Here is a 26,802-nt window from a genome sequence, read left to right as displayed (position 1 = left end):
GGGAACAGGCCTACGCACCGACTGCGGCCTTGGGAAGGGCAAAGCGCCTCACACAGGCGTTCCCGCATCAATGCCTTCCGGCTGTCCGTGCAGCAGGTTCGCGCAGGTACTGGGGTCGGAGATCGGCGGAATCCAACAGGTCAGTAGTCCAGCCGGACTGTCAGTCCCAGGGTGCGCGGCGTCCCGACCGATGCCACGTAGGCACCGTTCGCGGTGGCGGCCACGGTCGGGAAATACTTCTTGTCGAGCGCGTTGCGCAACCAGAGCGAAATGCTCCAGATTTCATTGCCCCGTGCGACCTTCCAACCGGTGGCGAGGTTCAGCAGGCCATAGGCTGGGATGCGCGAGTGGACCGACCCGTCGAGCGTGCCGTCCTGTGCGGACCGCCACGCGTACGCCGCTGAAACGAAGTGCTGGGTGGCGGGGCTCACGGACCTGCGGTATTCGGCGCCCACGTTGAATGTCCAGCGCGGCGTCCCGGCAACCTGCCGTCCGGTCAGGCTGCAGCGCCCCTGCGGCACGAACGCGCGTTCTGACGGACAAGGCGCGTCCTCATAGCGTCGATAGCGTGCATCGTTGAAGGCGGCGTTGGCCCACACGGTCAGCCCGCGCGCCGGTCGCGCAGTGGCATCCAGCTCCAGTCCCCGGCTACGGAGATCGCCCGCGTTCGTGAGGATCTCGACGTAGTTGCCCGCGCCTGCGCCGGCGGGCACGAACATCGACGTCTGGTAGCCGCGCACGCCTGCCAAGAAGGCGTTCAGGTTGAGTGTCAGGCGATCATTCCACAGGCTGCTCTTGACGCCGACGTCCAGGCTGTCGACACGTTCGGGCCCGATGATCAGCGACGAGGCGCCGAGCGGGCCGGGAGCGGCACCCGGCCCCGCCAGATTGATCCCGCCCGACCGCTCGCCGTGCGAAAAGCTCGCGTAGCCGATCGCGTCGTCATCCAGCCGGTAGCTCGCACCCAGGAGCGCCGACGGGCTGGTCTTTCGGATGGCCAGCGGGCCTGTGTCGTAGGCACCAAGCACGATCGGACGATTGCGCAGGAACGCGGTGGCAGCGGCACCACCGGTCGAGTCGCCGCGATGGGTGCGCCCGTCCTTGCGCTCCTGCGTGATGCGCAGGCCGGCCGTGAGGTCGAGCCAGGACGTGGCGTGCCACGTGGCCTGGGAGAAGAGCGCGAAGCTCTCCGTGTCGAGCGCGCCGAAGCTCACGGTGCTCGCGTTGGCGAGCACCGGCAAGGACGTTCCCTGCAGAACGATGTCCGCCCGCGGACCGAACACGGTGAATATCTCGTTGCGCATGCGCTGGCGCATGTAGAACGCGCCCACCACATAGTCGACCACGCCGCCGGTGGGCCCCGCGTAGCGCAGCTCCTGCGAGAACTGCTGCTGGCGCACGCGGGAGCCGCCGTCGATCAGCACGGGGATATTGAGGTTGTCGTTGGCCGTCGGCACGAACCTCCATGAGCGGCCGGCGGTGATGGACGTGACGGTGGCGCCGGACCCGAGCTTCCAGATCGCTTCGGCCGACACGCCACCCTGGTCGAGATCGACGCGCTCCACGCCGTCGGTATTGACCGCATAGCGCCGCGGGTCGGTGACGATGCCGGTGGCGCCGCCGGCCCGTGCGCGGGCCGCCGCCGGTCCGCTTCCCAGCGAGTAGATGACGCGGGTGCCGTAGGTGGAGCGCTCGCGGTGCGCATCGGCGATCAGGCGCAGGCTGAAGGCGTCGCCACGGCGCAGCAGCCATTGGCCGCGAATGCCGGATCGATTGCCTCCGTTGACGCTGCCGCCATCGTAGATGTTCTCGATGCTGCCGCGTTCATGGGTGCCGTACACCAGCAGCCGGCCCGCCGTCTCTTCCGACAAGGCGCCCGAGAAGATGGCTTGCCCCTGCGCAAGGCCGCGCTGCCCGATCGAGAGTTGCAGGCTGCGCTCGGTCTCGCGGCTCGGCGCACGCGTGTGCAACGCCAGCACGCCGGCGGTCGTGTTCTTGCCGAAAAGCGTGCCTTGTGGCCCGCGCAGCAGGTCCACGCGCTCGATGTCGAGCAGGTCGAATGTCGCCATGCCCGCGCGGCCCAGGTAGACGTTGTCGAGGTAGATGCCCGTGCTGCCCTCGAGGCCGTCGTTCGATGGATTCCTGCCGACGCCGCGCACCGCGATGGCCGATTGCCGCGGATCGCCGAAGGTGATGCTGGTACTCGGCAACCATTGCTGCAGGTCTTCGAGCCGCCAGCTTTGCTGCGTCTCGAGGGCCTCGCCATCGATCGAGGTCAGCGGGATCGGAACTTGCTGGGCGGCTTCCGAACGGCCCCTGGCATCCACGGTGATGGCGGGGAGCGTTTCGCCATCGTCCAAAGGCGTCGGCTGTGCATGGGCCGCCACGGCGAGCCCGAAGGCGAGAGCGCTGACAGCCAGGGAACGGGCGAGGAGATCGCATGGGCAGAAGGACATGCGCGTACTCTAGTAGACGCTCGCGCGCGTCACCTACGCACACGCCGGAATCGGCGGCGCCACGCACGTGGGCATGGGACAGTTCGCACAGGCTGCCGGCGTGAAGTTCAACGCCATCGCTTACAAAGGGGGTCCTGCGGCGCCGCAGGACGTGCTGGGCGAACAGGTCGACCTGCTGGTCGACAGCAGCTCGTGGGCTCCGCATGTGGAAGGCGGCAAGCTGCGCCTGCTCGTCACCTGGGGCGAGGCGCGCACACCGCGCTTCGAGGACACGCGACTACATGGTCGTTAGTTTTCTCAGGCGAGATGGTCTTTACCTCGACGAGCTTTCCGGCAATCGTGCGTCAGAGCCGGGTGAGTGGGTCGCGTGACGGCGAAGCCCGAACTTGATCTCCGCGTAGATTTCTCCAAGCTCACCCCATACCTATAGGGATCGACCTGTGTTCTCGAGGTGGCGCGCAGCGCAGTCAACGAGGTCTCGGAAGATCTCTGTTTGCTCAAGGCTCCGTCTACCAGCAGGCCCTGGTGAGCGCCGGCAAGCTCCCCGAATACTACTGGGGTGGGGCGGACTTCAATGCGAACGTGCAATTGGTGCAGCAGCGCGTGGACGCCTACGACATCGTTGCCGCTTGCGCGGCCAATCCGACCCAGTGCGACCAGCAGCATTTGCAAGGGTCTGCACGGTTGTTGTTTACCGGAGTGAGCGTCGCGGCGATGACGGTGCTTGCCGCGGAGGTCGGGATCGTTGGGATTGGGGTCGCGGGCGAAGGGCTCGTCGGCTATTGCGGAACCAATCCGCAGAGGTGCCTGAATCTGGTCAACGCAGTTGCGGAGGTCACCACAGGCGCTGCCAATCCGACCAGCCCGACGCTTGGCGGTACTCGGCCGGGTGCGACGACGCAGGCGCGTGGTTTTGGGCAGTACGGCGTGACGCGCTATGTCGACGCGAACGGCAATGCCATTGAAGTTGGCAATGTGATTCCCGGCGGGCTGGGCAATACGGGACTGGCCATGGGTTCGGCAGAGGCTGTCGCCAGGGCGCCGTTGAATCTGAGCCAGGTGATTGACGAGGCCTCATTCGTGACTCGCGTCAGCATGTCGAATCTCGCGCGCAATGACGGAAAATTGGGCGAAGCGCTGGCGTTGGACCTGATGCAGAGTTCGACGGGTCTCTCCTTCCGATCCATCCAGAACAACTCCGGGCATGGTGTCGATTTGCTCGGCATCGATGATGCCAACATGGTCATCTGGGCACCGGAGGTCAAGTCGTCAATCAATGGAGCGTTTCCGGATCCGAGTACCCTCAATTTGATGCAGCGGACTCAAGACTGGATCAGAGAAGCGGCCGGGGGCAAGATTACAAACCAAACAATTAGTGCGCAAGACCAAGCATACGCATTCCGCGTTCAACAACTTCTTGCGGCAGGCTATCAATTAAAGCCAATGGTCGTCAACGTTAGTATCCCAAGGCAAAACACCAGTGGCTTAGCTAGCGCAACCGTCATCCCGATGAAATGAAAATTCAAGAAATTGCCATGAGCTACGAACCAAAACGCATTGGAGTTCACAAGGGTTGGGAACGATTCTGGCGATCTGCCTGCAAGGGAAGCGACGGTGAGTTGACATCCGTGCATGACGCCAACCGAGAAGCCAAGCTCAATGAATTCGTCGAGACTGGAGCAATCGCTGTTCCTGAGGAGTTCAGGCACCAGAAGCTCCCCAGCGTCAATCCGCCCTTTGCTCGATGGGAGGGGGCCGATGTCAGCCTCTTGCTAATTGGGTATGCCAATGAGGAGGAGTTCTCGTTTGAGCGCAAGATGAACGAGGGAAGTCCAGATCTGAGTCTTGCAGGCGATGTATTTGCGGCGTACTACCTCTCTCAGATTGGCCGTTTGCACACAGAGCTTTGGTATCCCACGCGATTCGGCCGCAAGTTCAACAACCTTTCGGTACGCGATATACCTTTTACGGCGCTGGGTATGGTGCTGGATGCGCAGCCGAGGGCAGAGAGGCTGGCGCTAGCGCATCTTGCCGCATATCGGGGGGGGACATTTAGGGATACTCTGTACCATCCCCTGTTTATCTATGTCTTCCGCGTCCTTGCCAGCTACTTCGATCAACCAGATATCGAAGTGACCGGAGACGCAAAGAAGGACGAGGTGACTCAAGCCCTCTTTGCGCTTTGGCGTACTCCAGATGCAAATCAGTTGGTCGACGTATGCCTGGACACGCTGGATCAGCATACGCATCGCTGTCGCGTTGGTGATGCACGTCACTTCTACGAATTTGAAGATTGCCATTGGATCCGTCTGCCCATCGAAATCTGGCTGACGTTTTGCCTTCGCGAAAAGCTGGGCCTGCAGAACCCCGTGCTGGATCATCCGTTGATGCCGAAGATGGACTACCGCGAACTCCGGCAGGTTGGCTGGAGACCAAGTGCCTTCGTTCAGCGCGTCTATGACCGCATGCTGCAAGAAGGCATGGACGAAGATGAGGTGCTGAGCGGCATCATGGCCAACGGGTAGTCCTTCGTAATCGATCTGATTCAAAGGGCTTCAGACTGATTGCGAAGGCAGTTGGCGGAACGCTCGGACTACTCATCCAATTTTTCATGCGCATCAAACTCTTAGCCCCTCTTCTTGCATTCGGCCTGCTCGTGGTGACCTGCTCGGTTTAGTCGAGACAGTTCCCCTTCCTGGACATGCTTTGCACCACGGCATGTCGATCGAGTTGCTCCCGATACTTTGGCATTCGATATTGCCAGCCTTGATCCGAGTGAAGGACTGGTTTCTGGCCCGGTGCCAGACGCGCAAACGCAGTGTTCAGCATGCTTCGGGACATTGCCGGCGTCGGCGATGGGCCCTTCTCGAAGGCGATGATCTCACCGTTGTACAAGTCCATGATCGGAGACAAGTACAGCTTCTTTCCATCCACTTTGAATTCGGTCATGTCGGTGACCCACTTTTGGTTCGCCCGGGCAGCGTTGAAGTCACGTTGCAATAGGTTCGGCGCCAGCACCGATCCTGCACCGGAGAAGGCACGAAACTTCTTGATCCGAACCTTCGATCGAAGTTGCTGTTCGACCATCAAGCGTTGCACCGTCTTGTGGTTCACCGTACGCCCTTCGAGCCGCAAGGCCTGAGTCACGCGACGATACCCGTATCTTCCTTTGTGTCGCTCGAAGATCTCGCGGATCGCTACGCGAAGCTCACGATGCTTGTCTTCACCGGCGAGGGCCCTTTGCTGATAGTAGAAGGTGCTCCGGGCCAAGCCGGCGACCCTGAGCAATCCGGCAAGGGGAAACTGCGGCCTCAGTTCGAGCACTATCCGCGTCCGTTCTGCGGCGCTAATGACGACTTGCTTCGAACCAAGGCCTTCGCTTTTTTTAGATAGGCGACCTCCATGCGAAGCTGTCGAAGCTCTTCCAGCAATTCCTGTCTGGTGCGGGCGGCGTCTTCGTGCGGTTCACTCGAATCTCGCTCGACATTCGCTTCCCTTCTTCTGCGTCGCCCCGGCGGCATAGAAATCAGTCCCTCAAGTCCGTCCTTTGCATAGGCGCGCTCCCATGTGCCGATCATGTCAGAACGTCGGATGTCATAGATCGCCGCAGCCTGGCGAATTTAAGCATTTCATCGCCAAAGCCATTATTCTTCTTTTTTAATGGATCAAATATCATAAATTTCCTTAACACGGCCTGCCATTGCAGAAATTAACTTTCACTGAATTTTTATCCCCGCCATCGCCACCCGTGTTTGTCACGAAGTTCTTGTTATCAATATTTTGCAATGCGATTACCCTAATGTTTGGAGGCAATTTTGCATTTTCGACGGCCTCCACAGCCTGCCGAAGAGCATTATTTAGACGTGACTGCCTTGAGTAAACGTTGGAGACAAAATGCCCTCTTTTTTCTTGCTCTTGTCTTGGATCTTGCGGCGGTTCAAACGACCGCGAATGAGGACCCCGTCACTGCGCATTTCTCCTAAGAAAATCATCCGCTTTCAATGATTAAGGCGCGCTCCAAGCGTCATTGCACCTATTGAATGCTTCCAATAGGGCTAGGCCAATTTCCTCGCTCGAACTGGTTGAAGGTAGGACTACATCTTCGGCGGCAGAAATTCCACTCCAAGACTCAAGGTCGTCGTGAAGAGACGGCGAAAAAGAAATGCTCTCTCCCACTTCGGAGATTGTGCATTTGTGCATGTGCTTATAAAGCCCCTTTGATGATCTGTAGCCGTACTTCTTAATTAAATAGCCATCCCACTCATTTCCTTTTTTTAGAATCTCTCCGGAGCGGAAAATTTCTTGAAAACTCTCGCTCGTCAAAACAGTGCTCTCACTCAGCGCCTGAACAACCGCCACACCAATATCTTTGGCGGATTCATCCAGCGCCAATAATTTCGCAGGTATTCTTGGGTCATTGAACAAGAGTCCAAACCCCGTCATCGACCATAAGTACATGAAGTCGCGATTTCTGAAGGCTGCGACATTTTTCCCTTGCCTCTGTTCAATGGAGTTCATTGCTTTATCTGGGTTACTACGATTTTAATGTTTTGACTTTGAGCTTGGAAAATGGCTGCATTAATTCCGCTCCAACGAGGTGCTGCACCGAGTCTTCATGGCGGACGAGTACCGCCAAGAACTCGCGGCGATCGAAAAATCATCTTCAGTAGTGCTTGGCCCGAAAGACGCCGATTCAGCTTCAGAGGATGGAATCTGGGCGCGCTTCCAGCGGTGGAAGGCACGTAGTGCCGACTTGAAGGCAGGCTACGATGACCTGCCCCCTCCCGGCCGTACCAGCGTAGTGGCAGTGAAGTCCGTCAACTTGGAGAATGACGGACATGAGAAAGAGCAGATACACCGAGGAGCAGATCATCGGTTTCATCAAGCAAGCCGAGTCTGGCTTGCCGATCAAAGATCTGTGCCGCAAGGGCGGCTTCAGTGATGCGACCTTCTACAAATGGCGCGCCAAATACGGCGGGATGGACGTGCCCGATGCCAGGCGCCTGCGTGAGCTCGAGGCCGAGAACAACAAACTCAAGAAGCTGCTGGCCGAAGCGCACCTGGACATCCACGCGCTGAACACGGCCTTCGGGGTAAAGCGATAGCCCCGCAAGCCAAGCGCGCGGCCGTCGCCATCATGATCGGGCAATGCGATCTGAGCGAACGACGCGCCTGCAGGCTTGTGGGGCTCTCCCGCGACAGCTACCGCAACCCACCCGAGGTCGATGCCATGACGCAAGAGCTCAGCAACAAGATCGTCGAGATCGCGCATGCACGTCGGCGCTTCGGCTATCGGCGCATCCACGACATGCTGCGCCCGCACTTCCCGGGCGTGAACCACAAGCGCGTCTACCGCCTGTACAGCGCCGCCAACCTGGCGGTGCGCAAGCGCAAGAAGGTCAAACGCCCCGCCAACGAACGCGTGCCGCTGCAACTGGCCACGACGGTCAATGAGGTGTGGAGCATGGACTTCGTCAGCGACAGCCTGAGCACGGGACGGCGCATCAAGTGCTTGACCGTGGCCGATGACTTCAGCCACGAATGCGTGAGCATCTCGGTGGACTGGGGAATCTCGGGGCAATACGTTACGCGACTGCTGGATCAAGCGGCCGTGTTCAGAGGCTACCCGCTGGCTGTGCGCACCGACAACGGCCCGGAGTTCACCAGTCGCGCCTTCATGGGCTGGGCGCAGACCCATGGCATCCGTCACATCCTGATCGAGCCGGGACGGCCCATGCAGAACGGCTACATCGAGAGCTTCAACGGCAAGTTCAGGGACGAGTGCCTGAACGAACAGTGGTTCGAGACGCTGCAGCAGGCCCGATCGGCCATCACGCTCTGGCGCCAGGACTACAACGAGGTCAGGCCGCACAGCAGTTGCCAGCGAATGCCTCCGTCGAAGTTCGCCGAGCTGCATCGCCAGCGCGCTGGCGATGCAGCTCGATCCACCTCAACAACCACCGAGATTAATTAATCTTGCAACCCCGGACTTCCTCGTTATGAATGGCACGGCAGAAGGGGGCAGGTCAACGACGCCACCCTTCAAGCCGCGTCCGGTTGGTCGCGGACCATCGTCAAGCTCATTGCACTTTTCGTTGTCCATCCATGTTGTTCCCTGTCGCCTTCCTATGGTTGGCTTGGAGGTTTGCGAGCCCTGCAGTGCGCAGGACAGTCCCAGTCACTCGAGACGCGAGCAATGCCCAGGCGTCCAGCAAAGGAGCTGGATGCTGTGTCCACGGCGGCATGCGTGGGCATATGAGGACTTCAGACTTGAGCACGGAGGAACCGATGCCACCAGCGGTGGCGCAGCTGATTCGCTGATTCCCCAGCACCGAGCCCCAACCGCCTTCGGGGACGAAGCACTTGCGACCGATTCCAAAAATCGGCGCAGACCAGTGCATTGATGCCGCTCACGCCGTGGGCAAGGTGCGAGACTCGTGGTGCAGATTGCTCCTTGGGCGTAGGCCCCGGCGGCGTCGTGATGGTAGATGTTGTCGCCGGCACGCTCGATCTCATGCGGGCTGTCGATCTGCCATTACCTTTGATCCGCCGGAGGAAACTCGGCACATCGATGACAGCAGGTCCTGCTCGCTGGCCCTGACCAGAGATCGGCGCCATGCCACGCGCTATTCCGAGAAGTTCGGCCAATTTCCAGTCCTATAGACCTTCATCTTCCAGGCGCTGAGCAATCGCATCATGTACTGCGACTTTTTCTGGATCTACGGGGTAGCCGTATCTGCCATCGCGATGGAAAGTTGCCAAGAATCTGTGAGCGGACGACAGGCCGCCCTCTGCAGCTGAGGCTATCCACTTGGCACCAGAGAGCTGAACGCCGGGATCATCGCTCAAGATAAGCTGGCCCCCAACGAGGCACTGACTGAGCGGATCGCCGGCCTGCGCAGGCGCCAAAAGAAGATCGATAGCACCCGCCTCGTCTTTGGGGACGAATTCGGAATGCCCGCTCAACATCAGCATGCCCAGCGAAATCATCGAAGGAAGGTGCCCGGCCTCAACCAGCTCGGCAAGCATCGCTACTCCACGTCGAGGCTGCCGCTCCACTTGCCTGCCGCTTATCAGATACGCTGCCAGCGCATGTTTCGCGTCTTGGAAGCCACTGTTGGCAGCGATGTCACACCACTTGAAGGCCAATATCTCTTCCCGGTGCCCCGTGAGTCCGGTTGAGAAAAGTACGGACAAAACGCATTGGGCAACAACGTCGCCTTCTTCCGCGAGGCGCAAACACCAAGCATGTGCGCCAGCGGATTGCTCGGGCAGCGAAAAGCCTTGCCCGCGCAAATACGAGATGGCGTGCTTTCGCGACATTGCATCTTTCACGGACGTGACCTTGCAACTAGGAAGGACCAACTGGCAGAGGAGCTACCGGGTGGGCAGGACATCGCGCATTGTGAGCCTCATCGAACGCGGCCAGCTGCGCAGCAAGTGCACGCCAACAGATAAACGAAGGGGCCGCTAGTCAGCGGCCCTCGTCTTTAGCAGCATCCCGCCACAGGGAGAGCGGCAAGGTTTTCTTTTGAAGAAATTGCGTTTCGACCCAATTCAGCGAACCTCTTCCATGTCCGACGGACGAAGATCAGGAAACTGCTTGTAGATGGGCTCCAGAACTTCAAGGTCCAAGTCCGCGATCGCAGTGCCGACGATTTTCTGCACCGTCTTGCGCACTGCCGTGTCCCCGCTGTTGTTCACGATGAATAGCGTCTCGTTGATCGCCTCGAAGATTCTCGAAACTGCCGTATGAATTTTCTCGGCCGTAGTGTGATCCATGGGGAAGTCCTCAGTAGTTGCAGCCCGCAGCATTCATGCAACGACGGATACAGGCTCGGAACGGACCTGTATTGTCTTGCCTGCCGGGCATGTCGAGTTCGTATTGACAGAAGGTGATGCAATAGTTCTTACGCCGACTGCACCTGTCTTTCTCTCCCTGTTCTTCGTTGCATTGCGCTTCCGATTTCAGCCAATCAGGAAAAGACTTGGGGACGCGAATCGGGGGAAGAAGCGGTTGCGTCGGTGACGGCTGCGACGCAAACGGATCTCCTCCAGCTGTTGGAACAGACTGGCAAGCCAGAACGAGACCGACCCATGTGCACTTCGTATCCAATCCCCTCGGATCCATCAAGCTCAAGTGATTGCCATTAATGCCTGGTGCACGGTCGCGAGAAGCCGTGCCAATTCGCGATAAATATCACGATATAGGGCTCGCTCTGAAGGCGACTTGGCCAATTTTGACATTCGGTTTCTGCTCGCCGCCTGAGAATCCGTGGGTCAGGAACTCCGTTGACCTTCTTGGGAGATGGGCGGTCAAGAACGGCTCCGTCGTAAGTGCTCGTCCGTTGAGTACGCATGCCGCGGCACGACAAGTGGTTGAGACGCTGATAGCTGGACCGCAGGCGTTCGATGACGATTGAACTGGAGAAGTGAGAATGTTTCTCGGTGTTCGCGGGGGCCTCGCCTTGGTCACACTGTGTCTCATTGCATACCAAGCATGGAGATTCTCTGCTTGGGTCAGCAACAGGCCTGCGCCACGTGTTCCCATCCCCGTGGCGCTCGTGCTCTCGTGTTTTGGGTTCGCGGCTGGCTTCGCCTTTCGACCTGTTTGAGCCGACTCACACCGTCGAGCAACAGCTAGATCCCGTTCGCTCGTCGCACTCCGACCCATCTGTGTTGCATCTTCTGCGCACGGACCAGGGTCGCATCATGGAATACGTATCACCGTGGTCCAACAGCAGCCGCATTCATCCCTTAAGTTGGTGGGCCTCGGCTGAGATCAATCAGTCCGTGAGACGTTCGAATATCCCTCCGGATCATCGATCCAGCGCTGAAGTGCCCCACGCGGCCATCCACAGGCGCGTCCGCCCAAATGCACAGGAGGAGGAAACTTGCCTCCAGCAATCCTGCGATACAAGGTGGCGCGGCTCAGTGCGGTAATGCGTATCACGTCGGCCATGCGAAAAAACGCGGGGCCTGTCGCACTCGACAGGTCAACATGGCGGTGATTGGCATGGGGTTCGAATTGCATGACAACTCCTTGAAGTTGGGTCGAGCCTTCAAGTAGCGCGGCTTGCGTACCGACGGTGAAATTCTGACTTGAAGACTCCGGACAAAAGCAAAACCGGCACCGAAACTCAGAGCAGCGCTGCCATCCGGACTCGCCCCGGCAATCGCAGCCCAACCCAGCGCCCCCTAGAGACTCGTCTTCCGCATGGATTTGCGCCAAGCGTGCGACGACTCACAGCTTCTGACAACTGGCAGTTTTGACAGGGGGCAACGCCCTGGCCCGGGCACATTCACTACCACGCTCAGGCGACAACACCGTCACGGTATCAATGCCGCAACCCTGCAGAAGATCGCTGAAACGACATACGTCCCTGTTTTGATCTGTATCAGCCCGCCCGGCCAATCGCAGCGATACGCAGACGAGAAGCAGCATCCAAGCTCACCATCCTGCACGCGCAATTGCTTCGAGAACGTCCAGCGGCGCTCGATGACAAGACGTTCTCAACTAGGGAGGTGCTCAACAAGCTCGGGCAACGCATTGTGCGCACGCGTTCCACATGATTCCCGTTTGACATGCAGTGAGGTTGACCGCCCTGCGCGCGACGGCACACACCATTCGGTCGCCACCCGCTATCGCTCGAGGACTGAACCTCATCGGACACGTGGCCCAGACGAGATGGCATCCGCGCGCTCCGGCGCTCGACTTCTCTCTGTCTCCCTCCATCGATCCGCCAATCGATGCGCATCAGTCTGCACAGCCGGCATGCGAGTGACGAAGCGTTCCACCCGGTCGGCCAACTCGGCCTGGCCCTGACTTCGAAGTGCATCCGCTGTTGCGCGCCAATCTGTGACCACCTCCGCCCGGGTATTGCGCGTCTTCTCTTGGCCGTCATCCAAGGCGCCTCGTCCCGACCTCAGAGCCTGGAGGACGCTCTCCAGCTTGGCGCGCATGAAGGTCGAGGTCTTCGGCGGCCGATGCCTGGTCCGGTCGCTGGGCGGCAGTTGGCCGAATGCCCGAAGCGCGCGGAGCCGATGATGGATCGCATCCCTGTACGGCTTGCGGATCTGCCCTCGCACTTGGCGCGGTGTGGCATTGGCCGCCACCCCCTGCTCACGCATCAACGCGGCGAACTGCTCGCGCCACTGGCGCAGCGTGTCTTTGCGGATGTAGAGGCGCTTGCCAGGCTCGAACTCGTGCTCGCACTTGACCACCAGATGCACATGCGGGTGCGGCTGATCGGTGTGCAGCACCATGGCGTAGCGATATTGCAGCGCGAAGTTCTCGCGCGCAAAGACGCGGGCGGCAGCCAGTACCTTTTCCGGTGGCGTGCCGGCGGGCATGGACAGGACGATGTTGTGGACCAGCTTCGCACGCGTGTCTTTCTGCCCCAGGGCGGGTCTCGGCTTGTACTGGCTTCTGCAAAGCTCCAGCTGCCAGTCGGCCGTGATCTCCTTGGCTGCACCCCGGCCCTGCTGCGCCAGTCCCTCGTCGGTTTCGATCGGCAGCTTGCCGTGGCGGCCGATGTAGCGCAGATGGGCCTCGACGCCGCCGACATCCCGTCCGCCGCCGGAGACCTTCACCATCACCTCGGGCGTGCGCCCCACCGTGCGCTGGATCTGCGCGATCTGGTCGGCGCCGAAGCGCAGCCTGCCGCTCGGTCCTCGCCGACCGTAGCTCACGATGTCCAGCGCCATGTCGCGCGGCGCATCGGCCGCGCCGCGGCCGCTTCGGCCCGCGCGCATCCTCTGTTCAGGCACGGGCACTCCCGCCGTCGGTTTCCCAGCTGATGAGGTTGCGCCGCACGACGGCGGCGGTGGCTTCGCGTGCCGCCTCGACTTCCCGCCGGACCAGCGCGATCGTTTCGCTGAGGTCCGGTGCTCCCGGCTCGGGCTGAGTGTTCGGCACGCCGAACGTTCGAAGCTGTCGTCCCAGCGCGGCCAGGTGGGCGCCGGTCACTTTGATCTGGTCCAGTTCGTCCGGCGGCAGCGCGGCCGCGTCACGCACATGGTTGTGGATCAGCAGGGACAGGTAGGTGCCTGTCTTCATCCCGCGGGAATGGGCTCGATGGGTCGCGAGCGCTCGATCGCCCTTGCGAAGTCGCAGCGTGATGCGATCCGCGAAGCCAAGGCCGCTTTCCGTTTCGCGCAGGGAGCGCCGTCCACCCGAGCCCGGCGAGATGTCGCCGTTGGTCTTGAGGACCTCGTCGATCATCTTCGCGAGCAGAGTCGACGCACTGAGATGATGCCGCGCCGCTAGCGCGGCGAAGTGCGCCTTCGTATCGGGCGGCACCCGAGTAGCTATCACGCGGCTCGATCGAGAGGTCTTGGTCATTGCAACGCCGTTGCCGTAAACAATGTCTGACGTCAGTCTATCCTGCCCTCATAGCCGCACAAGGACTTTGCCCTCGAAGTTTTGACGTCGTGCTGCGACTGCCGCGTCCAGGCCACGAAACCGAATATCCATCCCGCTCGGAGAGCGACCCCACTCGGCCGCTAAATTTCCTCACGACTCCATCAAGCAGAAGACCTCCGATGTCGATAGCCGCTTGACGGTTCCTCGGTGTTCGGTACGCCGAACACCGAGGAAGAGAGCGAGAGAGGAAGGAATACGGCACGTAGCGAATGCGCGAGCGATCAATTAGATAGGCATCCGCGTCGCTCCGCAGACTTCATAGCCGCACAACGACTTTGCACTGGAAGTTTCGACGTCGTCCAGCGACCGCGCTGTCCAAGCTGCCAAAACCGAACATCCATCCCGCTCGCACAGCGAGACCACACAGCCGCTGCATAAATTTCCTCACGGCTCCATCAAAGCGGAAGACCTCCGCTGTCGATACCCGTTCGAAGCTCTCTCGGTGTTCGGCACGCCGAACACTGGGAAAAAGAGAGGCGGCGAGAGAGGTGAATACGGCACCTAGCGAAGTCGCAAGTGATCAATCGATGGACATGCTCGTCGCTCTGCGGCATCGCAATGCCGCCAAGAACGGCCTACTCTCGCAGCGTGAAAACCACCGACAAGTAGGACACCGGCTGCACTTGGATCGTCTCGATCCCGTGCAGCGCGCTCGACTCGCCGAGTGGGGTACCGACAGCGCAGGCGGCGATGCCGCAGCTCGAGCCTCCGAGGATGGCACCGGCCACAAGGGCCAATGGTTATCGCCGCAGCGGCAGTGGTGCCCTTGGACTCCACCTTCATGGCATCTTTGAGCGCATCTGTGCAGCTTTCAGGCTGGCAGCAGACCCACAACTGACGTCTAAAAGCACAGTGGCCCTCGAGGAAAGGCATCGGAATACCAGGGGCACCCTCTGAGAATCGCCACTTCACAGAGGAAAAGCTCTATAGCAAAGTCTGAGTGTCACAACAACTACGGACACACGATATGCCCAGGACTGCCATTAGCTTCAACATCCCGCCCAAACTCTGGGAGGCGTTCAAGACACAGACGGACGGCCTCTTCCTATCCCGGGCGCCGTTCCTCGACTACATGGTCGCCAACGAGCTGCCCCACCTGCGCACTGAGTTGGACGGGCTCAAGCTCTCGCTGCGGGCGAAGCGCCACATCGCGGGCGCCGTAAAGAGTAAGCAGTCAATAAACCACGCCCTTGCGCGTGGTGTCAGAGCCGATGCGCGCAGGACGGCCTACGCGCCGCCGAGTTCAAGGTTCCAGGGCAGCAGCGCCTCGTAGTCGTCGACCGTTTGCGCCAGCGGCAGCTTCTTGAACAGCGCGACGAGTGCCTGGCCAAGGACTCCGCACGGTACAGCTTGCCAATCAGCCGTACGAACCGGGCCGCGATCTGATCGGACGAGCGGGCTGCCTTCGGGATGGACTCGTCAGCCTTGATGAACGGCCTGCGCGCGTGCACCCAGCATCCAAGGTGCGTGAGACCGCCGGCCTTCGCGATGCCGTTGTAGACCTCGTAGCCGTCGGTGATGAGCGTCGTTCCGGGACGGATGCCGGCATACAGCTTCTCGGCGTGCACGGCGCCGCGCCCCGGTGCATAGGCGAACAGCCGTACCGGTGGACCAGTGCCATTCATCTGCGCCCACATGAAGCTCTTCGTCTGTGCCTTGCGCCCAGGCTCCTTGAGCACCTGGACCGTGGTCTCGTCGCCGTAGATCAGGTCCGAGTCCAGCAAGTGGTCGCGCAGCAGGTTGATGACCGGCTGTACAGCCTGGCCGATGCGCACGATGCCGGAAGCCAGCGTATTGCTCGCGATGTCGCCACCGAAGCGGCGCAGCAATACGGCCGTTCGGTACAGCGGCATGCCGAACTGGTACTTGCCGGTGATGACCCAGGCCTGGGCCTGCTCGGTGAGCAGCCCGCGCGCGATGATGCGCGCCGGCGTCGGTGCAACCTTCAGGCTCTGATCGCAGCAGGGACAGGCGTACTTGATGCGGTGGTGCTGCAGCACGCGCACCTGTTCGGGGATGACATCCATCTGCTCGCTAACCTCGGCGCCGATCTCCACCAGCGCGTGCCCGTCATGCGCGCACACACGCTCGGCCTCGGGCAGTTCGTGGCGCACGATCTCGCGCGGCAGCGCAGGGTCCAGCGGCTTGCGTCCGCGTTTCTTACGTTGATGGCCCGCGACCGGTGTCGACTCCTCTTCGTCGATGTCTTCGACCTCGGCCTGCGGCGTCTGATCTGTGGGCGCGAGCGCCTCGGCCTCGTTGAGGAACAGGTCCTTCTGATCGGTGCCGCGGGCTTCGCTCTTGGCGGCGAAGAGCTGGCGCTGCAAGGACCTCAACCGCTCGAGCGCCAAGTCCCGCTCGGTGGTCGCTACTCGAAGCGCGCCGGCCAGCGCATCGCGCTCGGCGATGAGCGCGACGAGTTCTTCAGCGGTGATGGTGGCGGGCGACGACACGCCCGCTTGGATCGGCATGCCCCATCATTGTTCCTTCAGGCCACGCTGGAATAGCGCAGACGAGAGTGGCGTTGCACCACCGCGATATCGATGCCCTCCAGCAACCAGTGCAGCTGTTCGGCCGTCAGCGTGGGAACCGCATCGGCCGAGGGCCAGATGAACCTGTCCTTCTCCAGGCGCTTGAGCAACAGCCAGAAGCCGTTGCGCTCCCAACCCAGGATCTTCACCCGGTCGCGCCGGCGGTTGCTGAACACGTACGCGCACGAGGCGAACGGGTCCAGGCCCAGCGCCTGCTCCACCAGCACGGCCAAGCCGTTGATGCTCAACCGGAAGTCCACCGGCTCGCGGTGCAGGTAGACCTTCAGCCCTTCGTCGAAGCGGAACATGGCAATCGGCTCAACATCTGCACCAGCGTCGGCAATTCCTGCAAGCTCGTCTCGCCGAGATCGAGCTGCACACCGTTGGGCAGCCGCACCTGCAAACCGACCATCGGGGTCGATGCCGCCAAGGAGCTCTCATTCGGGATCACCGCCACGGCCGTAGCAGGTGTGTGGGCTACCGCGGGCGCAGCCACCGCACGCTCGCGCTGCGGCGGATCCTGTTCACCCTCTACGCGCACGGCAACGAATGCCGCATCGTGCGTTCGCGCGATGTCACCAGTCGGCACCTGGGCACTTCGCCGCTGGTAAGCCGTGATCCACGTCCTCAGAAGGTTCGTGTTGACACCGTGCTCCATCGCCATGCGTGCCACCGACACTCCCGGCTTGAGGCAGGCAACGATCAATTCCTTCTTGGCAGCTTCGTCGTAGACGCCGCGACCGTCACTCTTGCGTCCCACAACCAGCCGGCTTCTCAACTCCGCGTACTGCTCTGTCATCTCTACATGTCCATGTTGCTCTACATGGGCACGTAGCCTCACAGCTCATCGTTCACTCAACAAGGGCGTGGTTAATTGACCGCGTACCGTAAAGAAGCAGGGGCCGACGTCTGTGAACATCGAAGTACGGCCTGAGACCGCTGAGGCCCTTCGCGAGGCGATGCGAGCGCACAACCTCGTGCGAGACGCATTCATGGCGCGGCTGCTTATCTTTCTGCGGAGTACAGACGCATTTTTGAAGTACCTGGAGGTTCCGAACCTTGCCATTGGCCAAGGAACTAACGTGTACCTCGAAGAGATGCCAGCCAGCCCGATGAAGGCCATGGAGGCCGTCCGAGACGACCCCCTCGCCTATGTGCGATTTCATGTGGAAGCCGTCCACGAGGTAGGCATCTACACGGTGCCGTTGCCTCGCCAACTGGACTGGGCCGCCTGCTATCTCACGGACGAGAACATCCCAGGCACTACTGCCTATCGGCGGCAGCAGAAGCTGGGTAACGAACTGCTGGCCATGTTGGATGAGACGCCTGCAAAAAGTCCGCGCACGAACGGGAGGAGCAGGAAGTGAACCACACGCCCATCCACACCTCGAACGCACACCGGGCTGACCGCATATGGCTTTTGCTCGGAGGGCGCATTGAGCCCGTGCGAGGTACCGGCGAGAAGCGCTACATCCATGAGCAGTTCGTCCACCCCTTGCGCGCAAACGGAAGGCGCAACGACGTGCCGGCGAAGCTACTCAGCCGGCTAAACCAGCTGTTGAAGACACAGGCGGCAAATGACCCGATTTGGTGAGGAGCGACGCCAGTGAAGTCTGCGAACTTGCAGTGCCCAAAGGCATTGGGGCGCATTGCTTCCGAGTTCGACTACCGCGGTGACGCTCAATCAAGCGCGGCGGCCGCCTGCAACCGTTGGGGCGACCAAATCCGCTCCACTAGTCCCAGCAGCAGTTCCGCCCGCTTCGCGTGCTCGCCCTTGGTGAAGTTTGCGTAAGGCTCGAAAGGCTGCGCAATGCTTTCCCGGTACGCCTTGAACTGCGGTTGATGCGCATACACAGCGTCGCTCAGGCTGGCGGCATAAAAGTTCTGCTGCCCATACACGTTTCGCTTGTAGTCGTAAGGCTGGTCCTGCAGGCTGCGATTCACGTCCTGGGGCAACAGCAGAAGTGCAGCCGCGTTGTCTCGCAGGATCTCGAACTCTTTCTCGTCCGCGAACACTGCGCTGTGCATTCCGTAGTCGTTCGCCCAGATGTGCTCGATATCGAAGGGGTTGCTTCCCCTCCTATCCACTAGTATGGCGAAATTGTCCTTGCGCCCAGCACCAGCCTCGGTTGCTGCGGTCACGCGCGCCAACAGGTGAAAGACGAAGCGCTTGCTATGCTGGTTGAGGCCGAAGTCGCGAAGCCCCTTACGGTTCTTGGCTTCGTAGGCCGAGAAACTTACGTCATCGTCCGCCAGCTTGTCTTGCAGAATGGTCACCAGTTCCGCCAGCGGCTTGCGGCGGATGTCGCGGCAGAGCACAGCCATTGTGTAGTAGATGGAGGAATAACCGGTACGCACGTAGTTCACTACGCGGCGCATTAGCCAGATGTCGAGATAGGTCGCGGTCACGCCCAACTTGCGACGCACGGTCTCCGCATCGTCCGTCTCCATCAACGGCGCGAGCAGCACCGTGGACTGCAGTGTCAAGTCGTTATGCGCGTTGTAGTAGATCGCCTCCAACCCAGGCGTGTACTGCCGGCACGCGTCCTGGACTTGCAGCCAGACCTTGGCGAAGAAGGCGAATCGCTCGGTGATGAAGCGGCGATTCGCCTCCGCCTTCCCCAGCCCCAAGTACTTGTGGTTGTCGCGCGTCCAACGGTGGAACACATTGCCGATAAGCTCCCAGTCTTTGTCGGTTGCGCCGGGCTTGCGCTCGCGGATCGACTCGGCGTGTTGTGCGCGCAGCCAGGCCTTCATGAACTCGGCATCACGCTCGGCGTCGGGTTCCTGGTTCCACGAGATCAGTGCCAGCACCTGGCTCTTCCACGCTTGGTTTACCTTGGCGCGCTCCGCTGGATCAGTGATGGGCGCTAGGAGATAGGCCTTGAGCATGTCAGCAGGGCTGAGGGGCTTACCGCGGTCATTCATCGACTCGAAGATGACGTTGGCGTAGTCGTCGTTACTGGTGGCGATCTCGATCAGTCCGACCTTCGTGAGCAGCCAATAGATGAAATGGGGCAGTCCCTCGCCGAGGTCCTCGACGAGCTCGCTCGCCTCGATGTCCTGATAGCGAGCGTACATAGTTTGGACGGACTCGTCTTTGTCGACGGTCGAGAACGATTGGCCCTTGTACAGCGCCTCGATCAGGCCCAGGCGTTCCGGGATGTCCAGGTTGAACCGGGTCTCGCCCATATCGTCGCTGTAGATCAGCGGCGCCATGGTTTTCGTCACGTTGAGCTTTTTCGCCTCGGCCGCGCGGTATAGATAGATCAGGAACAGCGTGAGCGAGGTGACACGCTGCTGGCCGTCCACCAGGTAGCTCCTCCCGCCCCGCTGGCTGACGATGATGGAGCCCAGGAAATACTCCCCGTAGTTGGCGACTTCCTTGGTCTCGTGCTCAGGCCGATGGTCGGCGGAGAACTTCCCCAGCAAGTCGTTCAGCAGATCCTGGAGGTTCTTTCTTTCCCATTTGTACTCCCGCTGGTACTCGTCGATAGCAAAGGAACGGCTTTGCAGTAGGTCCTTGATCGTACGGTAGTGCGGCGAGATAACACTCATGGATGTCCTCCTTTTGACGTCTGGCTGCGGACTCCCGCTAGCGAAGCTTAAGCGATCCACAGCAAGGCTTGCGAAGGGCTTCATGCCGACGCAAACCGATGCGGCGCGCGAGGAGGCGTGGCACGAGTGCCCAAAGCACGTATCCCTGGAGCGGCTCGCAGACCTTCCGTTGGTCCTGACCAACACTGAATCGCCCCGGCTTTCATGGAGGCCGGTTGGTTTAAGTCAGGCCGCCGCCGTGGCGGCCTGACTGGCGAGTTGCCGGTAATAGTTTGCCTCAGCTTCTGCGGGTGGGATGTACCCGATAGGTTCGAGCAGGCGATGGTGATTGAACCAAGACACCCATTCGAGCGTCGCGAACTCCACCGCCTCCTTGGTCTTCGATGACGCCATCGTCAACGACGAGCAGGTGAACTCTCAGGTCGCTATGACAAATGGGACTTCTCCGCAGACTGACGACCTTTAGCTCCCCTGGTGGGGCTCTCTTGGCCACTTCAACGGCGACGACCTGAGCACGCAGTTCGACGGCTTGATGACGGTCGACCAGGACGAGGAACGTGTTTTCTGGGGCGACGAAATCGAGGTGCGTGCGGACTTGACAGTCGAACGCTTCGGCAGGTACCTGTTCGGTCGTCGCTTAGTCCGTGTGGAGTGGGCCAAACTTCGTTGGCTTGGAGAGCCAAGCGAGTCACCCCGTGTAAGCAGAGCCTACTCGACGACGTATCCGCGGGCTCGGAGATCATCCGCGCACGATGATCTCGATATCGGCTGGAGCAACCCCGAATGTGAGGGCCAGCCCTTGCTTAGCTTGAATCATTGTTAGGGGCCGGCTTTTTGTCGACTCCGACTCCGACTTGGTTTCCGGTTCCTGTTCCGGCATCGGCTGAAACTGTAAGGAGTCAATATCGATTCCTAGACTCTTCAGGTCCGTGTAGAGAACCGGATTACGAAACCCCGGCCAAGCATCAGGCATATCGACCTCTGCATATTCGCTGAAGGTCAAGATCCAGCGACCCTCTGATCCTTCTTCCGACGAGCGAACAACGTCTTTCAAGCGCCCGACCAGGAAAGCCGTGTGATGAGGGGCCGAGACGTGCCCCCAATCGTCTTTGAATCCACGGTTCTGTACGCATACAACGTACTCGCGCTTCCGCGCACGCTTTGCATCGAGGACCCAGGCCTGCGAACCGCCTTCAGCGAGGATTCTCTCGATGCCGCGGGCAGTGAGCACACAAACTACCTGATGCGTTCCCATAGTTTCCATTAAAGTCTCCGTAGATTATTGTTTATTGAATGAAAACTATAGCATAACTATTTATACTTCGATGTCGCATTCGCCACTGCCCTCGGCGTCAAAAATACCCACAGGAGCGCCGGCGCCCCATGCAGGTGGGTAAGCGCGGCCTCAAGGCCCTCTTGACGTCGACTGGTTGAACAGATCGACGATGTTCAGACGCACGTCATTAATAAGGGCCTGCCCACCGCCGGCTTGCTTACCCAGGTGCTGGTGGCCAAGTACTGGATCATCTGCCGCTGTACCGCCAGGAAGCCATCTTCGAGCGCGCCGGCCACGCGATCGCGCGCTCGACGCTGGCGCAGTGGTCGGCGAATGCGGCGTGCAGCTGCAGCCGCTGGTCGATGCACTGAGTGCGGTGCTGCTGCGCCAGGGTGTCCTGCACGCCGATGAGACGCCGGTGGCCATGCTCAAACCTGGGCACGGCAAGACGCACCGCGCGTACCTCTGGAGCTACTGCACGACGCAGTTCAACCCGATCAAGGCCGTCATCTTCGACTTCGCCGACAGCCGCGGGGGTCATCATGCAAGAGCCTTCCTCGGCCTGCCAGGCGAGCAAGGCTGGCGCGGCAAGCTCGTGTGCGACGACTTCAGCGGCTACAAGGCCTGCTTCGAGATGGGCGTGACTGAAGCCGGCCGCATGGCGCACGCTCGACGCAAGTTCCATGAGCTGTGGGTCAACCACGGCAGCCAGGTCGGTGGGCAGGCGTTGAAGTTCTTCGGCCACCTGTACGACGTCGAGCGAGAGGTGGCCGGCAGCGATGCCGATGACCGGCGAGCAGCACGACAACAGCGATCACGGCCGCTGGTCGACGCGTTGCACCAGTGGTTGAGCCTACAGCGGCAGAAGGTGCCCGACGGGTCGGCCACCGCGCGAGCGATCGACTACACCCTGAACCGCTGGGTGGTCCTGACGCGCTACATCGACGATGGAGACCTCCCGATCGACAAAAACTGGGTGGAGAACCGCATCCGGCCGATCGCGCTGGGGCGCAACAACTGGTTGTTCGCTGGTTCGCTGCGCGCGGGCAGGCGAGCGGCCGCGATCGTGAGCCTGATCCATTCCGCGCGGCTGAATAGTCATAACCCGTATGCCTACATGCGCGACGTGCTCGAACGGCTGCCCACGCAATCGGCAAGCCGAATCGGAGACTTGCTACCGCATCAATGGAGATGCGTTTGAGACTCAACGACAGTTGCGTCTGAAGCAGCCGGCGACCCATTCTTCGATTTGTTCGCGCGTGGCCGCCGGGCCGGGCTTGAGCCCGTTCTGCATGTGCGTGCGCAGCCGCGCCATCTCGGGGCTCGCGTCGCGTGTCTCGACGAGCCGTCCATGCTCAAACAGAAGTTCGTGCACATGCTCATACTTCCATGCCGGGTGGAAGCCCATGTGCACGCATAGCCCGCGGATGAAGTCCCTTCCGACCAAGAGACCACCCGTGTAGGCGAGCGGCAGGCCGACGTCACAGAAGTGCCACTCGCCGAAGAACGACTTCTCATCCGGGACCGCTCTAACGCCATTGAGATCGGGCGGCTGCTGACGCCGCATGATTGGCACGTCATCCGTTGGTGATTCACCCACAACTCACGCAGGTACAGCCGGGCATCCTTCACCTCGTAGCCGCACACGTATCCCCGCCAGCAGGCGCTGCTCGCCATCACCGGTCGGTAACCGGCTTCGATCGGCGAAAACGGCTCGGCGTCACTAAATGCGGCGAGCGCGTGCTGCTCGCCAAGGTAATGCGCTGAATCTTGTACTTGCGCGGTCATCGCCCGAGATGCTACCCGCTGTGCGGGCGCGGGCTATGGCCTTCACGCTCTACAGACTCGCGTCAAGACGACATCCCCGGACGCTTACAGTACGGCCTCGAAAATCTATGTGATTTCACCGGACGCTTACGCACCTCTGTCAGCTCAAGAGGGTACTGAGGCCTCGCTTACCGTCGATAAACGTTCGAGGCTTTCTCAGTGTTCGGCACGCCGAACACCGAGGAAAAGGGAAAAGGACAGAGAGGTGAATACGGCGCGTAGGGAATTCGCGAGCGACCAATCGAACGGGCATCCGCGTCGCCCCGCCGCACGGCAGCGCCGCAAAGAACAGCCTACTCTCGCAGCGTGAACACCACCGACAGGTAAGAGACCGGCTGAGTCTGAATGGCCTCGATCCCATGCAGCGCGGTCGCATCGAAAAGCAGCGAATCCCCCGCCCTCACCTCCACAGTCCTGTCGCCATAGCGGTAGCTGACCTCCCCGGACAGGAAGTACAGGAACTTGAGGCCCGGATGCTGGAAGGTCACATAGGGATCCGCACCAGGCAGCAGCGTGACCAAGTAAGGCTCAACGAACAAGTTTCCCGACAGCAGGTGACCCAACAGTTCATAGCGGTAGTCCGCCACCGCACCGATGCGATCGACCAAGACACCATGTCCTGCGCGCACATGGCAGAAGTCAGTGCGCCGCGCCTGGTCGCTGAAGAAGCGCGACATCGGCACGTGCAGCCCCTGCGCGAGGCGCTCGAGCGTTTCCACCGAAGGCGAGACCAACCCCCGCTCGATGCGCGAGAGCATCGAGGAAGAGATTCCCGAGGTCCTCGCCAGTACACCGGCAGACACATCGGCCGCCATGCGAAGCGCCCTCACCTGCGCGCCGATGCGCAACGCGGATAGGCTGCGTACGACAGGCGCAGGCTGCCGCAGCGGGACACTCGTCACCGAGACCGGCAGCCGAAGGGGTCGAGCCGTTGGCAAAGGCGAAGCGATCTGTCGACGCGTCATTTGAATCTCGCTCCGCTCCAGATAGTTGTACTAGCCAAGAATGAAATCTGATTGAAGCAAAACACACTATGCGTTTTGTGTTCGGCTAGTTTGCCAGAATCCGCCTTATATCCAAACGGATAGTTTGTGTACTCTTAGTGTTGGAGATTGAAAACTTGGGCGCATGCCCCGAGTAGTTGCAAACAAGCCCCAGCCACTGGACTCCGCGTCCAGCAAAGAGCTGCAGCGTCTGCAACAAGCATTTGGCGAACATCTGCGCGCCCTACGGCACGACCGCCTCATCACGATCGAGCAACTTGCGGAGTTGGCCGGCTTGCACCCCAACTACGTTGGTTCTGTTGAACGCGGCGAGCGCAACTTGTCGCTCTTCAACATTTGGAGGCTGGCCGGCGGCCTGGACGTCTCGGTCTCGCGACTTGTGGAGACGCTGCCGGCGCGGGTGATCAAGCGTGTCCGCCGAGCCGGCTAGCAGCCCCAGTCACACTCAGACAAGGTACGTCGTCGAGCCGAGTAATCCTCCGGCAATCTACAGGCAGCGCAGGCATCGATTGACCGGCCTTCTCACTCGCCCACTGTGAAGGTGCTCCTGGTGCTGGGGGAGCGACCCGCCAACCAAGTACAGGAATGTTGCAGCGGAGCTCGGAATAAAGGTGATTGAAAAAACGTCAAGATCCCAAGCCTGCGCTATCGATTGAAAGGCGTACCGTCCTCCTTCTAGCGACTTCTCTCCCGCGACCCCGCTCTCAACGCAAATTTCTTCAACTTCGCACACCACCGTCAACGGAGTTCATCATGCACAGGTCCAACCCAGTGCAAATTGGGTCAAAAAATCAGAATAGATTGGCGTAACAGTGACCGCAAACACCATCGTAGATTTTCTCCGCGCCGCTGCAGACTCGGAGCTGGCAAGACTGGAAAGTGTGCTACCGAGCGATCCCACATGGAGATTTCTTCTATTTTTAGAAATCCAGCGCGTGTTCGACGTGGCTTGCGTCCAACAGGCCTTGCGCAACGAGGAACATTACAACGGCAAGCATCATTTTGACATCCTCCGTTGGGGTATGAATTTGGCAACGTCGCTTTTGCTTACTCCAATCGAGACTTTACATAGTGTGCCTATAGTTGCAACTTCAGATGAATATCGAACGGACGCAAGAAATTTGCTATGGAATTTCGGTGCCATTTCCCTTGCCCAGAGAACGGCCGATATGGTGCATCGGGAGTTCTTGCTAGCAGAACGGGATGGGAAATCAATCAATCTCAGGGATTCCGGCAGCGGTCCTATTCAATACATGGATCACATTGAGATTGACTTATTGCGACGATCAGAAGCTGCTATCTTCAAGGATAAGGCTTCCGCGCAAGGTTGGACAGTTTGCAACCCTGAAGAAATCAATGATAAACTAAAATCACAAGGCAACTATATTGCTCGCCAGCATAAAAATTTCGGTCCTTTGCTCCATCAGGAGGAGTTGAAAGCACTTATGCTTCCGCTCATATTCCCATGGATTACCCCGGGCGGAACGATGATAGGCTATGGGGCATCGGATGAGGTAGACGCGCATTTCCTGCTGGAAGCGCAGCCGATTATTGATGATTTTCGAATGGATGCTGGTATTCACGCAAACGTGAACTTCGGCGACTATTCAGGTTGGGATGTAATAGTAGTCGCAACTGTACTTCTAAGCTTCTTCCGCAAGCACGTTGCCTTCGTTCTCCTCGCGCGCCAGCACTTCCCTGAAATAAGCACCCGCGAATGCTTGACAATCTGGGGGCCCAAAGATGGATTAGCGGAATCTGTTCATCTGGCCTCCCAGCTTCCAAAGGATCGGATTGAAGCGGTCCTGAAATCGCTGACGTTGACTATGGAAGATCTCGGACGCCTGAAAAGCGATACGACACCCCTTCTGCCCATGCTAATCGATCTCGGTAACGGCTTTTTTCTTAAGCCGACATCAGGCATTACGAAGAATCCATTGGCAGCGTTCCTCAAGATCGCCCAGTGGCGCAACCCATCAACTCGCAACTTGATTTCGTTGCCGAGAGAGTCCTGGTTCCGACAAGAACTGTACAGTTTATTTCGAGGATCCAGATATTGGTGCGTCCCAGGCAATATCACTTTGCGCCATGCCGGGAAGCGACTTACCGATGTCGATGCTGCGGTATTCGATCGCACCACAGGCGAGCTCACGCTATTTCAGCTTAAATGGCAAGACTATTCGACGAACAACATCGGCGAATTGCGAAGCAAGGCTAGCAATCTCTCTTCTGAAGTGGATGCATGGGGCGAGCGTGTCACGGAGTGGATCAGCAACAACCCTCCTCATCAAGTTGCGAAGGCGCTCAGACTCAAAATCCGTGGGAATCGGGGAATTACCGCCTTGTTCCTGGTATGTGTATCTCGTTCCATTGCAAGGACACATGGCTATGGTTTTCCCTTGACCAACCCTTACCTTTCGATAGCATCGTGGTCACAGTTCCAGCGTGTAAGAGGCGAAATCGGCCCTGCACCCAGGGTATTGTCAAAAATCCACGAACTGCTCAGGGACGAGGAGCATTTGTCGCCGGTGAACGGGACGCCGCACCGGGTGACGGTCCAACTCCGAGACTTTGAAATGAATTTTGAGGATCTTTGGAACAGCTGGGACGACGGCGATGTCAAAGGGAAACCGTACAAGCGGACGTCCTAGCTTCCGGGAACAGTCTCAACATTGCTCAGCGCCGCAACAAGCGCGGCACCACAGAGAATTCGGGGTTGGGGTGC

19 protein-coding genes and 6 pseudogenes are annotated in these 26,802 nt (G+C 59.8%); 8 read left to right on the top strand and 17 right to left on the bottom strand.

Features of this window, described 5'->3' with window-relative positions; all coding sequences use genetic code 11:
- Positions 1-140 precede the first annotated feature (140 nt).
- Positions 141-2,456, bottom strand: a complete 2,316-nt coding sequence (locus tag ACAM55_RS03080) for a TonB-dependent receptor (protein ID WP_369654610.1) — start codon at positions 2,454-2,456, stop codon at positions 141-143.
- Positions 2,457-2,481: 25 nt separating this feature from the next.
- On the opposite strand from ACAM55_RS03080, the pseudogene ACAM55_RS03075 reads away from it, so the two are divergent.
- The 3 genes and pseudogenes from ACAM55_RS03075 to ACAM55_RS03065 form a co-directional block, all read left to right on the top strand.
- A pseudogene (locus tag ACAM55_RS03075) lies at positions 2,482-2,730 on the top strand (tripartite tricarboxylate transporter substrate-binding protein); the annotation flags it as partial.
- 251 nt (positions 2,731-2,981) lie between these two features.
- Positions 2,982-3,974, top strand: coding sequence for a hypothetical protein (locus ACAM55_RS03070; protein WP_369654609.1), 993 nt, complete (start codon positions 2,982-2,984; stop codon positions 3,972-3,974).
- Positions 3,971-4,981, top strand: coding sequence for a hypothetical protein (locus ACAM55_RS03065; protein WP_369654608.1), 1,011 nt, complete (start codon positions 3,971-3,973; stop codon positions 4,979-4,981). The genes ACAM55_RS03070 and ACAM55_RS03065 overlap by 4 nt, the downstream gene beginning before the upstream one ends.
- A 151-nt stretch (positions 4,982-5,132) precedes the next feature.
- Here ACAM55_RS03065 and ACAM55_RS03060 read toward each other — a convergent pair.
- Positions 5,133-5,902, bottom strand: a pseudogene (locus ACAM55_RS03060) (IS3 family transposase); the annotation flags it as partial.
- 559 nt (positions 5,903-6,461) lie between these two features.
- A complete protein-coding gene (locus tag ACAM55_RS03055; RefSeq protein ID WP_369654607.1) occupies positions 6,462-6,974 on the bottom strand; it encodes a contact-dependent growth inhibition system immunity protein in 513 nt (170 codons plus the stop codon).
- Between the two features lie 320 nt (positions 6,975-7,294).
- Here ACAM55_RS03055 and ACAM55_RS03050 point away from each other — a divergent pair.
- Positions 7,295-8,430 (top strand): IS3 family transposase gene (locus ACAM55_RS03050; RefSeq protein WP_369652222.1). Its coding sequence is split into 2 segments (ribosomal slippage): positions 7,295-7,556 and positions 7,556-8,430, totalling 1,137 coding nucleotides; the frame shifts between segments, so codons are not numbered across the junction.
- A gap of 683 nt (positions 8,431-9,113) precedes the next feature.
- Here the strand turns inward: ACAM55_RS03050 and ACAM55_RS03045 are convergent.
- The 9 genes and pseudogenes from ACAM55_RS03045 to ACAM55_RS03005 form a co-directional block, all read right to left on the bottom strand.
- Positions 9,114-9,791 (bottom strand): tetratricopeptide repeat protein, encoded by a 678-nt coding sequence (locus tag ACAM55_RS03045; protein WP_369654606.1) that lies wholly within the window; start codon positions 9,789-9,791, stop codon positions 9,114-9,116.
- A gap of 222 nt (positions 9,792-10,013) precedes the next feature.
- Entirely contained in the window at positions 10,014-10,238 is a 225-nt protein-coding gene (locus ACAM55_RS03040) for a hypothetical protein (RefSeq protein ID WP_369654605.1), read from the bottom strand.
- 1,000 nt (positions 10,239-11,238) lie between these two features.
- On the bottom strand, positions 11,239-11,490 hold the full coding sequence (locus tag ACAM55_RS03035; RefSeq protein WP_369654604.1) for a helix-turn-helix transcriptional regulator: 252 nt from the start codon (positions 11,488-11,490) through the stop codon (positions 11,239-11,241).
- 629 nt (positions 11,491-12,119) lie between these two features.
- Positions 12,120-13,211: a relaxase/mobilization nuclease domain-containing protein gene (locus ACAM55_RS03030; RefSeq protein ID WP_369656327.1), complete on the bottom strand. Its 1,092-nt coding sequence runs from the start codon at positions 13,209-13,211 to the stop codon at positions 12,120-12,122.
- Between the two features lie 7 nt (positions 13,212-13,218).
- Positions 13,219-13,800: a hypothetical protein gene (locus ACAM55_RS03025; protein WP_369654603.1), complete on the bottom strand. Its 582-nt coding sequence runs from the start codon at positions 13,798-13,800 to the stop codon at positions 13,219-13,221.
- Between the two features lie 656 nt (positions 13,801-14,456).
- Positions 14,457-14,552 (bottom strand): annotated as a pseudogene (locus ACAM55_RS03020) (XRE family transcriptional regulator); the annotation flags it as partial.
- A gap of 642 nt (positions 14,553-15,194) precedes the next feature.
- Positions 15,195-16,352, bottom strand: a pseudogene (locus tag ACAM55_RS03015) (IS66 family transposase); the annotation flags it as partial.
- A 17-nt stretch (positions 16,353-16,369) separates the two neighbouring features.
- Entirely contained in the window at positions 16,370-16,720 is a 351-nt protein-coding gene (tnpB, locus tag ACAM55_RS03010) for an IS66 family insertion sequence element accessory protein TnpB (RefSeq protein ID WP_369652062.1), read from the bottom strand.
- Complete coding sequence (locus tag ACAM55_RS03005) at positions 16,696-17,211, bottom strand: transposase (protein WP_369652061.1); 516 nt, start codon at positions 17,209-17,211, stop codon at positions 16,696-16,698. The genes tnpB and ACAM55_RS03005 overlap by 25 nt, the downstream gene beginning before the upstream one ends.
- A gap of 112 nt (positions 17,212-17,323) precedes the next feature.
- Here ACAM55_RS03005 and ACAM55_RS03000 point away from each other — a divergent pair, with 112 nt between their 5' ends.
- Positions 17,324-17,779, top strand: a complete 456-nt coding sequence (locus tag ACAM55_RS03000) for a hypothetical protein (RefSeq protein WP_369654602.1) — start codon at positions 17,324-17,326, stop codon at positions 17,777-17,779.
- A 313-nt stretch (positions 17,780-18,092) separates the two neighbouring features.
- Here the strand turns inward: ACAM55_RS03000 and ACAM55_RS02995 are convergent, their stop codons facing one another.
- The 3 genes and pseudogenes from ACAM55_RS02995 to ACAM55_RS02985 all read right to left on the bottom strand — a co-directional run bounded on the left by ACAM55_RS02995 (position 18,093) and on the right by ACAM55_RS02985 (position 21,234).
- A complete protein-coding gene (locus ACAM55_RS02995; RefSeq protein ID WP_369654601.1) occupies positions 18,093-19,970 on the bottom strand; it encodes a DUF262 domain-containing protein in 1,878 nt (625 codons plus the stop codon).
- A gap of 225 nt (positions 19,971-20,195) precedes the next feature.
- Positions 20,196-20,351, bottom strand: a pseudogene (locus tag ACAM55_RS02990) (IS3 family transposase); the annotation flags it as partial.
- 358 nt (positions 20,352-20,709) lie between these two features.
- Positions 20,710-21,234, bottom strand: coding sequence for a hypothetical protein (locus ACAM55_RS02985; RefSeq protein WP_369654600.1), 525 nt, complete (start codon positions 21,232-21,234; stop codon positions 20,710-20,712).
- 195 nt (positions 21,235-21,429) lie between these two features.
- Here ACAM55_RS02985 and ACAM55_RS02980 point away from each other — a divergent pair.
- Positions 21,430-22,447 (top strand): annotated as a pseudogene (locus ACAM55_RS02980) (IS66 family transposase); the annotation flags it as partial.
- Between the two features lie 3 nt (positions 22,448-22,450).
- Here ACAM55_RS02980 and ACAM55_RS02975 read toward each other — a convergent pair.
- The gene (locus ACAM55_RS02975; RefSeq protein WP_369654599.1) at positions 22,451-22,813 is read right to left on the bottom strand and encodes a hypothetical protein; all 363 of its coding nucleotides are present in this window, start codon (positions 22,811-22,813) and stop codon (positions 22,451-22,453) included.
- A 553-nt stretch (positions 22,814-23,366) separates the two neighbouring features.
- Positions 23,367-23,888: a helix-turn-helix domain-containing protein gene (locus tag ACAM55_RS02970; protein ID WP_369656326.1), complete on the bottom strand. Its 522-nt coding sequence runs from the start codon at positions 23,886-23,888 to the stop codon at positions 23,367-23,369.
- 313 nt (positions 23,889-24,201) lie between these two features.
- Between ACAM55_RS02970 and ACAM55_RS02965 the strand changes: the two genes are divergently transcribed.
- Together ACAM55_RS02965 and ACAM55_RS02960 are read left to right on the top strand one after the other, a co-directional pair.
- On the top strand, positions 24,202-24,507 hold the full coding sequence (locus ACAM55_RS02965; RefSeq protein ID WP_369654598.1) for a helix-turn-helix domain-containing protein: 306 nt from the start codon (positions 24,202-24,204) through the stop codon (positions 24,505-24,507).
- 382 nt (positions 24,508-24,889) lie between these two features.
- Positions 24,890-26,728: a hypothetical protein gene (locus tag ACAM55_RS02960; RefSeq protein WP_369654597.1), complete on the top strand. Its 1,839-nt coding sequence runs from the start codon at positions 24,890-24,892 to the stop codon at positions 26,726-26,728.
- Positions 26,729-26,802: the final 74 nt, after the last annotated feature.

This window comes from Variovorax sp. V213 (assembly GCF_041154455.1).
Classification (GTDB): domain Bacteria; phylum Pseudomonadota; class Gammaproteobacteria; order Burkholderiales; family Burkholderiaceae_C; genus Variovorax.
This window is presented reverse-complemented; position numbering and strand designations above follow the sequence as displayed.

What these genes read in the sequence shown, in the direction of transcription:
- ACAM55_RS03080 (WP_369654610.1), bottom strand. Translation starts at nt 2,456, where the DNA reads ATGTCCTTCTGCCCATGCGATCTCCTCGCCCGTTCCCTGGCTGTCAGC.
- ACAM55_RS03065 (WP_369654608.1), top strand. Translation starts at nt 3,971, where the DNA reads ATGAAAATTCAAGAAATTGCCATGAGCTACGAACCAAAACGCATTGGA.
- ACAM55_RS03055 (WP_369654607.1), bottom strand. Translation starts at nt 6,974, where the DNA reads ATGAACTCCATTGAACAGAGGCAAGGGAAAAATGTCGCAGCCTTCAGA.
- ACAM55_RS03040 (WP_369654605.1), bottom strand. Translation starts at nt 10,238, where the DNA reads ATGGATCACACTACGGCCGAGAAAATTCATACGGCAGTTTCGAGAATC.
- ACAM55_RS03035 (WP_369654604.1), bottom strand. Translation starts at nt 11,490, where the DNA reads ATGCAATTCGAACCCCATGCCAATCACCGCCATGTTGACCTGTCGAGT.
- ACAM55_RS03030 (WP_369656327.1), bottom strand. Translation starts at nt 13,211, where the DNA reads ATGCGCGCGGGCCGAAGCGGCCGCGGCGCGGCCGATGCGCCGCGCGAC.
- ACAM55_RS03025 (WP_369654603.1), bottom strand. Translation starts at nt 13,800, where the DNA reads ATGACCAAGACCTCTCGATCGAGCCGCGTGATAGCTACTCGGGTGCCG.
- tnpB (WP_369652062.1), bottom strand. Translation starts at nt 16,720, where the DNA reads ATGTTCCGCTTCGACGAAGGGCTGAAGGTCTACCTGCACCGCGAGCCG.
- ACAM55_RS03005 (WP_369652061.1), bottom strand. Translation starts at nt 17,211, where the DNA reads ATGACAGAGCAGTACGCGGAGTTGAGAAGCCGGCTGGTTGTGGGACGC.
- ACAM55_RS02995 (WP_369654601.1), bottom strand. Translation starts at nt 19,970, where the DNA reads ATGAGTGTTATCTCGCCGCACTACCGTACGATCAAGGACCTACTGCAA.
- ACAM55_RS02985 (WP_369654600.1), bottom strand. Translation starts at nt 21,234, where the DNA reads ATGGAAACTATGGGAACGCATCAGGTAGTTTGTGTGCTCACTGCCCGC.
- ACAM55_RS02975 (WP_369654599.1), bottom strand. Translation starts at nt 22,813, where the DNA reads ATGCGGCGTCAGCAGCCGCCCGATCTCAATGGCGTTAGAGCGGTCCCG.
- ACAM55_RS02970 (WP_369656326.1), bottom strand. Translation starts at nt 23,888, where the DNA reads ATGGCGGCCGATGTGTCTGCCGGTGTACTGGCGAGGACCTCGGGAATC.
- ACAM55_RS02965 (WP_369654598.1), top strand. Translation starts at nt 24,202, where the DNA reads ATGCCCCGAGTAGTTGCAAACAAGCCCCAGCCACTGGACTCCGCGTCC.